Origin of the sequence: Pseudocoprococcus catus, assembly GCF_019734885.1 — a bacterium.
Lineage (GTDB): Bacteria > Bacillota > Clostridia > Lachnospirales > Lachnospiraceae > Coprococcus_A > Coprococcus_A catus.
Window position 1 is genome coordinate 384,665 of sequence record NZ_JAAXCM010000020.1, and the last position, 12,998, is coordinate 397,662.

General features: G+C 43.6%; 11 protein-coding genes. 10 read left to right on the forward strand and 1 reads right to left on the reverse strand.

Annotated elements, in window-relative coordinates; all coding sequences use genetic code 11:
* The first annotated feature begins 40 nt into the window (after window positions 1-40).
* The 6 genes from HED67_RS03800 (at window position 41) to HED67_RS03825 (ending at window position 6,990) form a co-directional block, all read left to right on the forward strand.
* Complete coding sequence (locus HED67_RS03800) at window positions 41-1,222, forward strand: acetyl-CoA C-acetyltransferase (protein ID WP_178441081.1); 1,182 nt, start codon at window positions 41-43, stop codon at window positions 1,220-1,222.
* Window positions 1,223-1,396: 174 nt separating this feature from the next.
* A complete protein-coding gene (locus HED67_RS03805; protein ID WP_221717566.1) occupies window positions 1,397-2,266 on the forward strand; it encodes a MurR/RpiR family transcriptional regulator in 870 nt (289 codons plus the stop codon).
* 21 nt (window positions 2,267-2,287) lie between these two features.
* A complete protein-coding gene (locus HED67_RS03810) occupies window positions 2,288-3,535 on the forward strand; it encodes a BaiN/RdsA family NAD(P)/FAD-dependent oxidoreductase (RefSeq protein WP_221717567.1) in 1,248 nt (415 codons plus the stop codon).
* A 13-nt stretch (window positions 3,536-3,548) separates the two neighbouring features.
* Window positions 3,549-4,220, forward strand: a complete 672-nt coding sequence (gene cmk, locus HED67_RS03815; RefSeq protein WP_221717568.1) for a (d)CMP kinase — start codon at window positions 3,549-3,551, stop codon at window positions 4,218-4,220.
* Window positions 4,221-4,226: 6 nt separating this feature from the next.
* The gene (locus HED67_RS03820; protein WP_221717569.1) at window positions 4,227-6,140 is read left to right on the forward strand and encodes a bifunctional 4-hydroxy-3-methylbut-2-enyl diphosphate reductase/30S ribosomal protein S1; all 1,914 of its coding nucleotides are present in this window, start codon (window positions 4,227-4,229) and stop codon (window positions 6,138-6,140) included.
* Between the two features lie 70 nt (window positions 6,141-6,210).
* Window positions 6,211-6,990: a hypothetical protein gene (locus tag HED67_RS03825; protein WP_221717570.1), complete on the forward strand. Its 780-nt coding sequence runs from the start codon at window positions 6,211-6,213 to the stop codon at window positions 6,988-6,990.
* 216 nt (window positions 6,991-7,206) lie between these two features.
* On the opposite strand, the gene HED67_RS03830 is transcribed toward HED67_RS03825, so the two are convergent.
* Complete coding sequence (locus HED67_RS03830; protein ID WP_221717571.1) at window positions 7,207-8,289, reverse strand: ribonuclease H-like domain-containing protein; 1,083 nt, start codon at window positions 8,287-8,289, stop codon at window positions 7,207-7,209.
* Window positions 8,290-8,396: 107 nt separating this feature from the next.
* Between HED67_RS03830 and ruvA the strand changes: the two genes are divergently transcribed.
* The 4 genes from ruvA (at window position 8,397) to HED67_RS03850 (ending at window position 12,997) form a co-directional block, all read left to right on the forward strand.
* Window positions 8,397-9,014: a Holliday junction branch migration protein RuvA gene (gene ruvA, locus HED67_RS03835; RefSeq protein ID WP_215632671.1), complete on the forward strand. Its 618-nt coding sequence runs from the start codon at window positions 8,397-8,399 to the stop codon at window positions 9,012-9,014.
* Window positions 9,015-9,024: 10 nt separating this feature from the next.
* Entirely contained in the window at window positions 9,025-10,026 is a 1,002-nt protein-coding gene (gene ruvB, locus HED67_RS03840; protein ID WP_178441096.1) for a Holliday junction branch migration DNA helicase RuvB, read from the forward strand.
* 114 nt (window positions 10,027-10,140) lie between these two features.
* The gene (locus HED67_RS03845; protein WP_178441098.1) at window positions 10,141-10,548 is read left to right on the forward strand and encodes a cell division protein ZapA; all 408 of its coding nucleotides are present in this window, start codon (window positions 10,141-10,143) and stop codon (window positions 10,546-10,548) included.
* Window positions 10,549-10,645: 97 nt separating this feature from the next.
* Window positions 10,646-12,997, forward strand: a complete 2,352-nt coding sequence (locus tag HED67_RS03850; RefSeq protein WP_221717572.1) for a U32 family peptidase — start codon at window positions 10,646-10,648, stop codon at window positions 12,995-12,997.
* Window position 12,998 lies beyond the last annotated feature (1 nt).

Here is a 12,998-nt window from a genome sequence, read left to right on the forward strand (position 1 = left end):
TATTTTATCATGTTATGTTATTGAAAGGGAGAACAAGATCATGGGAGAAATTGTAATTGCTAGTGCATGTAGAACAGCTATTGGTACATTTGGCGGTACTTTAAAGGACGTTCCGGCAGCAGAACTTGGTGCAATCGTTGTTAAAGAAGCAGTTAAGAGAGCAGGCATCAAACCTGAGATGGTTGATGAAGTTATTTTTGGTAATGTATTACAGGCAGGTCTTGGACAGAATATCGCTCGTCAGGTTACATTAAAAGCAGGTCTTCCTATTGAGACAACAGCTATGACAATCAATATTGTTTGTGGTTCTGGATTGAAGAGTGTTGCTCTTGCAGCTAACCAGATTCTTGCAGGCGAATCTGAAATCGTTGTCTGCGGTGGTACAGAAAACATGAGTGCTGCTCCATATGCAGTTCCAAGTGCTCGTTGGGGTGCAAGAATGAACAATTCTAAGATGATCGACGTTATGGTTAACGATGGTCTGTGGGATGCTTTCAATCAGTATCATATGGGTATTACAGCAGAAAATGTTGCTGAGAAATATGGTATCACAAGAGAGATGCAGGATGAATTCGCAGTAGCTTCCCAGAGCAAAGCTGAAGCAGCAATCAAAGCCGGTAAGTTCAAAGATGAAATCGTTCCTGTTGTTATCCATGGCAAGAAGGGTGATACAGTATTTGATACAGATGAACATCCGAAATTTGGCACAACAATCGAGAAAGTTGCTAAATTAAAACCAGCTTTCAAGAGAGACGGCGGTACAGTTACAGCAGCTAACGCTTCCGGTATCAATGATAGTGCAGCAGCTCTGGTTGTTATGTCCAAAGAAAAAGCTGATGAATTAGGTATTAAACCTCTGGCAACAATCGTTTCCTATGCTACAGGCGGTGTAGATCCTTCAATCATGGGTGTTGGACCTGTTCCTGCAGTTACAAAGGCAATGGCCAGAGCTAATATGACAATTGATGATATTGATCTGGTTGAAGCAAATGAAGCTTTTGCAGCTCAGTCTCTGGCAGTTGCTCAGGATCTTAAGTTTGATATGAGCAAAGTCAATGTTAATGGTGGTGCAATCGCTCTCGGCCATCCAATTGGTGCATCAGGTGCCAGAATTCTTGTTACATTATTATATGAATTACAGAAGAGAGAAGATGCTCATACAGGTCTTGCTACACTGTGTATTGGTGGCGGCCAGGGTCAGGCTCTTATCGTTAAAAAATAATTCCTTTTCTTCTAACATACATAGAGGATGAAAGAAAGGCTGTTTCAGAACATGTTTTGAAGCAGCCTTTTCTTTGCATGAACAGAATATGCGAAAGCGCATCCTTTGCTTACTTGCGGGAATGAAAAATCTGTGTTATGATAAAACGGATTGATGAAAAAACTGGAGGCAAATATGGATACATCGACAGATGTTCTGCAATTAATAGAGGAATCTTATAAAACATTCAGCAAAGGGCAGAGATATATAGCAAATTATATATGTAGTAATTATGATAAAGCTGTGGATATGACAGCGGCACGCCTTGGCAAGATCGTAGGAGTCAGTGAGTCAACGGTCGTACGTTTTGCAACGGAACTCGGCTTTAAGGGATATCCGCAGTTTCAGAAAGCGTTGGGAGAGCTTGTGAAGCAGAGATTGAGCTCTGTACAGAGAATTTCGCTGGCATACGAACGTTTATCCGAAAGTCCGGATCTTATATCTTCCGTCATTAATAATGATATTCAGAATTTAAAGCATACGGAAGAAATGCTCGACCGAGAAGCTTTTTACAAAGCCGTAGATTTGATTGGAGATGCCAGAAAGATTTATGTGATCGGCGGCAGGAGCTGCAGTACACTGGCTTCATTTTTGAGCTATTATCTCAACTATATATTTGATGATGTCCGCTTGATACGTTCTGACAGTGTGACAGAGTCTATTGAAGAAATCCATCGCATTGGTGATGAGGATGTGATTATTGCAATCAGTTTTCCACGTTATTCCGTAAAGACAATTCAGACAGTTTCTTTTGCAAAGAACCGTAAGGCGAAGATTATTGCGATTACAGATGGTGCGCAGTCACCGCTGGCCAAGTATGCGGACTGTTCAATTTATGCCGGCAGCGATATGGTTTCATTTGTGGATTCCCTTGTGGCTCCTCTTAGTGTGGTGAACGTATTGCTGGCAGCATTGAGTATGCGGTATAAAGATTCTGTGACAGATACAATGTTGTCTATGGAATCAATATGGAACACGATGAATGAATATGAACATATTGATTAAAGAATCCGGATGGAGTTTTATATGAGAAAGATAATAATCATCGGCGGCGGTGCTGCCGGTATGTTTGCGGCCATTTCGGCAGCAGATGAACATACAGAAGTTCATATATATGAACATAATGAGAAGCTTGGAAAGAAGCTGTTTATCACAGGAAAGGGACGCTGCAATATTACCAATGGCTGTGATGATGTGGAAGAATTGCTGGCGCATGTGGTCACAAACGCCAGATTTTTGTATTCGGCATTTTATACATTCAGTAATCAGGATATGATGCAGTTTCTATCTGATCAGGGACTGAAATTGAAAACTGAGAGAGGACAGAGAGTATTTCCGGTTTCAGATAAGTCCTCAGATGTGATTCGGACATTGGAACGGGTATTAAAGGACAGAGGTGTTTATATTCATCTCCGACAGGAAGTGAAAGAACTGCTGGTTGAGAATGGTGAGATTTGTGGAATCCGACTGTCTGACGGACAAAAGGTCAATGCGGATACCGTTATTATCGCTACAGGCGGCATGTCCTATCCTTCCACAGGTTCAACAGGGGATGGTTATCGTATGGCGGAAGCTGCAGGCCATCATGTAACAAAAAGAGTACCGTCTCTTGTACCGATGACAGTTGCTGATGAATGGTGTCCGGAACTTCAGGGATTATCTTTGAAGAACATTACATTTACCATGAAATGCGGCAAGAAGAATTTCTATCAGGAATTTGGGGAAATGATGTTTACGCATTTTGGTATCACCGGACCTGTTGTATTGAGCGGAAGTACACATCTTGCTCCATATCTGAAGAAAGGAACGGTAACAGCGGAGATCGACCTGAAACCGTCACTGACAGATGAGCAGTTGGATGCCCGGCTTCTCAGGGATTTTGAGAAGAATATCAATAAGCAGATCAGGAACTCTCTGTCAGAGCTTCTGCCGGCAAGTATGATTCCGATCATTATCAGATTATCGGGAATTGATCCTTATACTGTCGTACATGATGTAACCAGACAGCAGCGACAGACACTGGTACATGTGATGCATCATCTGACCATGACGGTGACAGGGGTGCGCGGATTTAATGAAGCCATCATTACCCAGGGCGGCATTCGTGTCAAAGATGTAGATCCGAGCACAATGGAATCGAAGCTTATAAAGGGACTGTATTTTGCCGGTGAAGTGTTGGATCTGGACGCTGTTACAGGCGGATATAATCTTCAGATTGCCTGGTCAACTGCTTATCTGGCAGGAAAATCTGCAGCAGGAGCGATCACAGAGTAAAGGAATGAAAAAGATGAGTATAAATGTAGCAATTGATGGACCGGCAGGCGCAGGCAAGAGTACGATTGCCAGGATGCTTGCCAGAGAATTGAATTATATTTATGTAGATACAGGAGCAATGTATCGTGCCATGGCACTTTATATGATCGAACACAAAATAGATGTCAGCCATCTGGATGAAGTCGGAAGTGCCTGCGATGCCATTACAATTGATATTCAATACAGTGCCGGTGAACAGCAGGTGATCCTGAATGGAAAGAATGTCAATGACTTTATCCGGACTGAGACAGTCAGTGAGATGTCCAGCAAGATTTCTGCTATACCGGAAGTAAGAGAGAAATTGCTTTCGCTGCAGCGATCTCTGGCGGCGGCAGAGAATGTGATCATGGACGGCAGAGACATTGGCACGCATGTACTGCCGAATGCAGATGTGAAGATTTTTTTGACGGCAGATGCACATGTTCGTGCTGTTCGGCGTTATGAAGAATTTATAGCCAAGGGTGTCAGTTGTACATTGGAGAATGTTGAAAGAGAAGTTATCGAACGGGATGAACGGGATATGAATCGGGCCATTGCACCGTTGAAACAGGCTGAAGACGCTGTCAGAGTGGATACTTCAGCTATGACTATTGAGGAAGTTGTCTGTTATCTGAAAAAGCTGATTGGACAGGCTGTTGCGAGGTAAGTTTCTATGAGAAATGTTATACTGGCCAAGACTGCCGGCTTCTGCTTCGGTGTTCGCCGGGCGGTGGACATGGCCTATGGTCTGGCAGGAAAGCACAAAGTCTATACCTACGGTCCGATTATACATAATGAGACCGTTGTAGATGATCTTGAATCAAAGGGAGTGAGAGTGGTTCATTCCATTGATGAAGCAGCCGGCCTTCGCGGAGGAACGATGATCATCCGTTCTCATGGGGCATCAAAGAATGAAATTAATCTTTTGAAACAGATGGGATTTGAAATTGTGGATGCCACATGTCCTTTTGTTAAGAAGATCCATCGGATAGTTGAAGATTTCAGCGGCCAGGGTTATGGTATTGTTATTATAGGCAGTGCTGCACATCCTGAGGTTCAAGCAATCAGCGGCTGGTGCAAGGAACCGCCGGTGATCATCGAATCAGTGGAAGAAGCAGAGAATTTTTCGCCTGATCCGGACAAAAAATTGTGCCTTGTGTCACAAACGACATTTAATTACAATAAATTTCAATTATTAGTTGAAATTATTTCAAAAAAGGGTTATGATATAAGATGTCTAAATACTATATGTAATGCGACAGAGGAACGCCAGTCAGAAGCCCGGGATATAGCCGGACGCGTTGATGCGATGATTGTCATCGGCGGAAGACAAAGTTCCAATACGCAGAAATTATATGATATTTGCAAAAACGAATGTAAAAATACTTACTATATACAGACACTTGTTGACTTGGATTTGAAGACATTTGAATCTATAGGTAATGTAGGTATTACAGCAGGGGCATCGACCCCAAATAATATTATCGAGGAGGTTCACACCAATATGTCAGAAATGGGTAATGAACAGAGTTTTGAACAGATGCTGGAAGCATCATTAAAAACTATCAGAACAGGAGAAGTCGTTGAAGGTACCGTCATCGATGTTAAAGAAGACGAGATCATTCTTAATATAGGCTACAAAGCAGACGGAATCATCACGAGAAATGAGTATTCCAATACATCTAATCTTGATCTCAGAACAGTTGTTAATGTCGGCGATACAATGCAGGCTAAGGTTCTGAAAGTAAATGATGGTGAAGGTCAGGTTCTCTTAACATACAAGAGACTGCTTGCTGAAAGAGGCAATAAGAGAATTGAAGAAGCTTACAACAACAAGGAAGTACTTACAGCGAAAGTTGCTAATGTCCTTGAGGGCGGTTTAAGCGTTGTGGTAGAAGAAGCAAGAGTATTTATCCCTGCAAGCCTTGTTTCCGATACTTATGAGAAGAACCTGTCCAAGTATCAGGATCAGGAAATCTCTTTTGTTATCACAGAATTCAACCCTCGCAAGAGAAGAATCATCGGTGATAGAAAACAGCTCATCCTTGCTGAAAAAGCTCAGAAACAGAAAGAATTATTTGAAAAGATTAATATCGGTGATACAGTTGAAGGCCGCGTAAAGAATGTAACAGATTTCGGTGCATTCATTGATCTTGGCGGTGCAGATGGTCTTCTTCATATTTCAGAGATGTCCTGGGGCAGAGTTGAGAATCCAAAGAAGGTTCTTAAAGTCGGCGATACACTGAAAGTCCTGATCAAAGATATTCAGGGCGAGAAGATTGCATTAAGCCTGAAATTCCCAGAAACAAATCCATGGCTTACAGCTGCTGAAAAATATGCAGTAGGCAATGTTGTTGAAGGTAAAGTAGCAAGAATGACAGACTTTGGTGCATTTGTTGAACTGGAGCCAGGTGTAGATGCTCTCCTTCATGTATCTCAGATCTCAAGAGATCATGTAGACAAACCATCAGATGTTCTTTCTTATGGTCAGGTTATTACAGCAAAGGTTGTTGATTTCAATGAAGAATCCCAGAAGATCAGCCTGAGCATGAAAGCACTGGATACAAAAGAAGAAACTGAAGAATAATTTTTGAATTCAGGAGAGGCTTTGCCTGCTGTTGGCAGGTAGGGCCTCTTTTTTCTCAAGGAGGTTTTATATGCAGCCGTACTATGCCATAAAGTTAAAATGCTTTATCCTGCGTCTGATGATGGGGTGTTCCCTTTTGCTTATTTCTATAGGGATTACCGTATCCATTGTACAGGAGATAATGGAAAGTTATGATATCAACAGCAAACTGGCGTATATATTGGGGCTGGTAATTTGTGCATTGATGGTCTTACTGGGTGTCTGGCTGATTTATCAGGCATTTCATTTTGAAAGGTTTGTTTTTGGCAAAAGCAAATCAGGCTATGTGCTGCTGAAGAAAGATATGCAGAATGAATCTGTTGTCAGTGCTGGTGATCTGATCGTGACAGACCAGTTTTTGCTGCTTTTTTCATTGCATTTATTGAATATGTGCAAAGTGATCCGTCTGGATAACATTATTGCCTGTTTTGAGGATCCTGTTTATGGAACGGTTGCAAAGCCTTCAGAATACACTTTATTTATTTATGACAGGGATTTCAAATGTCATACAATTGTTCTGGATGCAAAGCAGTCGGAAGCAGGGCATCTTGCCAAGCTGAAGATCAGTCAGACACATCCGTGGATTTATGCTGTCAGCAGAGATACATTTCTTGACAGGACGATGACCAAGAATGGCAGGCGTAATTTCTTAAATGAGATAGAGAAGAGAAAGTACAAGATGTCTTCTCATGTCAATGTGGAAGCTGAAGCAGAGACGGAGATTGACCAGATGGTCAGCGATACCAGAAAGAAACTGGATTTTCATTCCATCCTTGGAAAAACCGATAAAAACCAACAGAAGAAAAAATAAAATGAGTATGTGGAAGAATGAGGTCATTTTTCCACATACTCATTTCATTTACGCGAGCAACAAGCCAAAGTACGTGCCTGCACAAGACCTTGGCGTTGCTAAGCGCCAGTGGCGCTTGTTTAGCAACGACCGAAACGGAGTGTAGAGGCCGCGATAACCTGAGAAACTCGCGGAGCGTGTTTCTCATAGTTTGTAAAATCTGCAAGATCGGAGATTTTAATGGATCAGAGACTTTTTGATCAGGATGCTTAAATAATGTTTTAAATCATCAGGATGCTCTTCAAAACGATTGGTATCATATGCAATAAAAAAATGTGTACTGTCATAAGATTCTCTGAAACAAGGCTGCAGAGAAGTATCCGCGGCCGGAAGGAAAACACCGTTCTGGCGAACATAACAGGTGGCGGCGGTGGCCTTCTGTCGGTAAGCTTTGTCAACATAGCAGGCAATGGATCGGTGAACAGCCTGATCTTCTTTTGGAAGATAGTAGTAATCTTTGGCGGGACCCGGAAGAAAATACTTTAATTCACCCTGAAACATGGGGATGCGAAGCAGTGCGGAGGCTTTAGTTAGCGAAAGAAAGAAATATACACCAGAAGCTTGAATCGGAACCGGAACCGCTGTTTTTAAAGATAAAGTGAAAGAGCAGAAGCGGCCATCTGTTTCACAATGCTCTATGGCATCAAATTCACCTCTGAAAAACTGTGCATAAGCTATCAGGGAATAAAGGGAGAGCAGTCCGATCATATCCGCATCGTGATGGCTGATAAGCTGTGTCTGCAGTTTGTTGTCGCCGGAAAGTTCCCATGCGGTGTAGCATTTAATCAGCTCCTTTGGTGCAGTGTGCTCTGAACGATGATAATGAACAAAATGCTCGGCTGTTTCTTTTTTGATATCTGCAAAGGACAGCAGATGTTTGTAGGGTGAAAGGCTTTTCTGGATATCCAGCTGGCGGATGTTCTCAAAAAGACGATGCTCTGTGTCTGAAAAGAAATCTGAATCGCTGTAGTTTCTCCAGCGTTCTTCCAGAAAACGGTATGTAAAACTATGGCCGCCATAGGTTAGAACCTGATGGTAACCGGTCAGAATCTGTTGGAAAACTTCCATCAATTTGCGTTCATCCATGCGTTTCTCTGCAAGAAGGCAGCGAAAATGCCAGCCATTGTTCTCCATCCATCCCAGGCCGATCATAAAAACAAAGGCATTGCGAGGGGAAAGACCGGTCGTTTCGATGTTCAGGAGAAGAGTGCTGTCGCCGATCTGTATATCTGATGAATAAAAAGTATCAAAAGTAAGCATAAGAGGACCTCCTGTCCGTATCTTATCACAAAATCGAACATTTGAACAGTCTCTACTGGACTGAACAGCTGTTTTGTGGTATGATGATTTCCGAAGGAGTGAAAGTCGTGATAGCATTTATTCAGGGAGAATTATGTGAAGTCGGACAAGATACGATTATTGTTGCCTGTCAGGGCATTGGATATGAAATTCAGGTGCCGGTATCTGTGGCGCAGTCGCTGCCGGATCCGGGCAGCAGAGTTAAAATATATACTTATACTTATGTAAGAGAAGATGCCTTGGGATTATTTGGTTTTCTGACCAGGGATGACCTGACTGTTTTTAAATTGCTGATTACAGTGAATGGTGTGGGGCCTAAAGCTGCATTGGCCATTTTATCCTCTATGACGGCGGATGAGCTGCGGTTTGCAATTCTGGCTGAAGATGCCAAGGCTATTTCCAAAGCGCCGGGTATCGGTCCGAAGACAGCTAAGCGTATGATTATTGAATTAAAGGATAAGCTGGATCTTGAGTCAATGATTGACAATCATGGAGATTCGTCGACATATGCCGCAGGAAACGCTGAGGCAGCAGCTTCAGTTCGGGATGAAGTTATTATGGCGCTGACAGCGCTTGGTTACAGCAATACGGAGGCAGTACGTGCGGTACGTGCTGTTTCAGGAGCAGACGAGATGGACAGCGAGACTTTATTGAAGCAGGCGCTGAAGAAGATTATGGTATTTTAGGTGACGGACAATGGCAAAACGAATTATTACAACTGAGTTTGCAGAGGAAGATATAAAGATTGAGAATCACCTGCGGCCTCAGCTTCTGAAAGATTACATCGGACAGCAGAAAGTGAAAGATACTCTTTCTATTTATATTGAAGCAGCCAGACAGAGGGAAGAACCTTTAGATCATGTCCTTTTTTATGGACCGCCGGGACTGGGCAAGACGACCTTGGCTGGAATTATTGCCAATGAGATGGGTGTGAAGATGAAGGTGACGTCTGGTCCGGCTATCGAGAAGCCGGGAGAAATTGCGGCCATATTGAACAATCTGTCAGAAGGGGATGTTCTTTTTATTGATGAAATCCATCGGCTGAACAGACAGGTAGAAGAAGTCCTTTATCCGGCGATGGAGGATTTTGCCATCGATATTGTGATCGGAAAGGGTGCTGCAGCCAGATCTATTCGATTGGATCTCCCGAAATTCACACTGGTGGGTGCGACGACGAGAGCCGGCCTTTTGACAGCACCGTTGAGAGATCGTTTTGGTGTTGTCAGCCGACTGGAGTTTTATTCAACAAGGGATCTGATGACAATTATCAGAAGATCCGCGGATGTTCTGCATGTGAAGATTGATGAACGGGGAGCAGAAGAACTTGCCAGACGGTCAAGGGGGACACCGCGTCTTGCCAATCGTTTGCTGAAGCGAGTGAGGGATTATGCACAGGTTTGTCATGACGGTGTGATCACTTTGCAGGTTGCCAATGAAGCACTGGATCTTCTGGATGTAGATAAGTATGGATTGGATCAGTCAGATAGGAATATTCTCTTTACCATGATGGAGAAATTCGGCGGCGGGCCTGTGGGACTTGATACACTGGCAGCGGCGCTGGGAGAGGATTCAGGGACATTGGAGGATGTCTATGAGCCTTATTTGATCAAGAACGGCTTTATACAGCGGACGCCACGGGGAAGAGTTGTCACAGAACTCGCCAGAGTCCATTGCGGTATTCCAAAAGAGCAGCTTTAAGGAATTAAGACTTGTAATTCCGGATAATTCGTTTATAATATATGGAAGATGTCTCAAACTTTTGACCAGATGAGGCAGATGTTTGTAGTAACTGAAGATGAAGGAGGATATGGAATGGCATCAAAGACAGATGTTCAGGTTTTGCTTGGCGGCAAGGTTTATACGCTGAGCGGCTATGAGAGTGAGGAATATCTTCAGAAGATTGCATTATATATCAACAACAAGATGTCAGAGCTTAATGAGCTGCCGGGATATAAGCGTATGGGCAGTGATATGCAGAAAACTTTGCTTGAGCTTAATATGGCAGATGATTATTATAAAGCAAGAAAAAGGATCGGCGAATTGGAAACGGATCTGGAAGATAAGGATAAAGCTGAGTATGATTTAAAGCATGAGCTGATCGCCGCTCAGATTCAGCTGGATGAATCATCCAGAAAGGTCGATCAGCTGAAGGATGAAATCAATGAGCTTCAGAAACAGATTGTAAAGCTTGAGGCAAAGGCAGATCAGCAGAAGGACTAAAGAGACTTTTGTGAATAATACGAGGGGTTGCTGTACGGATTCATAGTGATAAGTTGCGGCTTCCCCTCATTTGTTCTTTGCAGGACAGGAGACAGAAATGAGACAAATAGAGGTATTGGCACCGGCAGGTTCTTTTGAGACGATGAAAGCAGCCTACAAGGCGGGAGCAGATGCAGTTTATATGGGAGGTCCGATGTTTGGGGCACGGGCTTATGCGGACAATGCAGATATGGAACAGATGCTTTCTGCCATTGATTATGCCCATCTGCATGGCAGAAAGCTGTATATGACGGTGAATACACTTTTGAAAAACATAGAAATAGAGGGACAGCTGACGGAGTATATCAGGCCATTTTATGAGCAGGGACTGGATGCGGTGATCGTGCAGGATCTGGGCGTGATGACGCTGATCCATACCCTTTTCCCGGATATGGCGATTCATGCCAGTACCCAGATGACGGTGTGCGGGACACAATACGGTGAATGGCTGAGAGATCATGGCGCTTCACGGATTGTAACGCCCCGTGAACTTGATCTGTCGGAGATTGCAAATATGAAACGACGGACAGGCGTTGAGATTGAGACATTTGTACATGGTGCCCTTTGCTATTGTTATTCCGGACAGTGTCTGATGAGCAGTATGATCGGGGGTAGAAGCGGCAATCGCGGAAGATGTGCACAGCCATGCCGTCTTCCCTGGACGTTTCAGGCAGACCACAAGAGCAGCAGCGGTTATCTGCTGAGCCCGAAGGATCTGTGCAGTCTGAGCCTGCTGCCGGATCTGATTGATGCAGGGGTGGATTCCCTGAAGATCGAAGGCCGTATGAAGAAGCCTGAATATGCAGCTCTTACAGCCTATCTGTACCGAAAGTATACGGATATGTATCTGACGGGCGGACGTGAGAATTATCATGTGGATAAGGAAGATATTCATCAGCTGATGGATCTGTACAACAGAGGCGGATTTACGGACGGATATTTTAACCGTCACAATGGTGGGGGGATGATGTCTGTTCATCGCCCAAATCATTCAGGGGTTTATATCGGACAGGGCAGCATGGGCCGCAAAGATGAGATCATTATTCAGGCAGAAGAAGCTCTTGGTACAGGCGATGTTCTGGAATTGCCGGATGGGCAGTCAGTAAAGATTGACAGAAACGTGGCTGTCGGCGGGCGCCTGAAGCTTCAATATGCGGGAAAGCCCTTTAAGCAGCCATGCCGTATTATGAGAACCCGCAATGAATCTCTGATCCGGTCTGTTACGGAACAATATGTCAAAAACAGTGACTTGAAAGAGAAGCTTTATGGTTATATAAGTATTTCGAAAGATTTACCTGCTAGAATAGATCTGTATCATGAGGATGACCATGCAGCAGCGGAAGGAGCGATTGTTCAGGCGGCAGAGAAAAGACCCCTTGAAAAAGAAGAGATCTGCAAGCGTCTGATGAAAACCGGAGGAACGGCCTTTGAATTTGAAAATCTGGAAATTTCTCTGGATGAAGGGTGCTATATGACAGTGCAGGAATTAAACCAGCTTCGGAGAAAAGCACTTGAGGAGATGGAACAGGTCATGCTTAAGCCTTATCGGCGCATATGGCAGCCATCGCCTGATACAAGCGTGCATATTGACAAGAAGACGGAATCCGGGTTTGAAGTCAGTGTTCTGGTTTCTTCTAAGGAGCAGGCCAAGGTTGCTGTAGAATTTGAAGAGATCAGCAGAATTTACTTTAATTATGAAGGCAATAAAGAGCTGGTTCTTGAAATCTCTGAGTTGGTTCACCGGGCAGGCAAATTGTTTTATCTGGCGATGCCGTATATTCTCAGAAAGGATACGGATGCCCTGTGTCTGGCACAGAAACAGATTCTTTGCCGCAATGTGACGGACGGATTTCTTATAAGGAATATGGAGACATTGCTGATGCTTCGAAGAGAAGGATTTGACCAGCCTTGCATATCGGATTATAATATGTATTGCATGAATGACAGAGCCAGTCAGGTTTATACACAGATGGTGGATCAGATAACATTGCCTGCAGAACTGAACAGGAAGGAATTGGCCGGTCTTTTGGCTTCGGGAAATGGTGAGATGATTGTGTATGGTTATCAGCCACTTATGGTATCTGCACAATGTCTTTTAAAGACCACCGGGAAATGTACCGAAAAGCCGGGATATTATGAACTGGAAGATCGTAAGCACAAGAAATTCCAGGTACACAATGTATGTGCATTTTGTTATAATCTGATATATAACTCTGTTCCATTATATTTAATGGATGTTGTAAGTGAAGTCATGCAGATCGGTGCGGCAGGAATGCGTCTTCAATTTACCGGTGAGACGGCAGAAACAGTCAGAAGAATGATCAGTGACGGTGTCCGTGCAGCCAAGGGTGAACACGTAACTGCGGCCGGTGATTTTACAAAAGGACATTATAAAAGAGGAGTAGAATAGG

Excerpts from the sequence above, each read along its gene's own strand:
- HED67_RS03800 (WP_178441081.1), top strand. The coding sequence starts at position 41 with ATGGGAGAAATTGTAATTGCTAGTGCATGTAGAACAGCTATTGGTACA.
- HED67_RS03805 (WP_221717566.1), top strand. The coding sequence starts at position 1,397 with ATGGATACATCGACAGATGTTCTGCAATTAATAGAGGAATCTTATAAA.
- HED67_RS03810 (WP_221717567.1), top strand. The coding sequence starts at position 2,288 with ATGAGAAAGATAATAATCATCGGCGGCGGTGCTGCCGGTATGTTTGCG.
- cmk (WP_221717568.1), top strand. The coding sequence starts at position 3,549 with ATGAGTATAAATGTAGCAATTGATGGACCGGCAGGCGCAGGCAAGAGT.
- HED67_RS03820 (WP_221717569.1), top strand. The coding sequence starts at position 4,227 with ATGAGAAATGTTATACTGGCCAAGACTGCCGGCTTCTGCTTCGGTGTT.
- HED67_RS03825 (WP_221717570.1), top strand. The coding sequence starts at position 6,211 with ATGCAGCCGTACTATGCCATAAAGTTAAAATGCTTTATCCTGCGTCTG.
- HED67_RS03830 (WP_221717571.1), bottom strand. The coding sequence starts at position 8,289 with ATGCTTACTTTTGATACTTTTTATTCATCAGATATACAGATCGGCGAC.
- ruvB (WP_178441096.1), top strand. The coding sequence starts at position 9,025 with ATGGCAAAACGAATTATTACAACTGAGTTTGCAGAGGAAGATATAAAG.
- HED67_RS03845 (WP_178441098.1), top strand. The coding sequence starts at position 10,141 with ATGGCATCAAAGACAGATGTTCAGGTTTTGCTTGGCGGCAAGGTTTAT.
- HED67_RS03850 (WP_221717572.1), top strand. The coding sequence starts at position 10,646 with ATGAGACAAATAGAGGTATTGGCACCGGCAGGTTCTTTTGAGACGATG.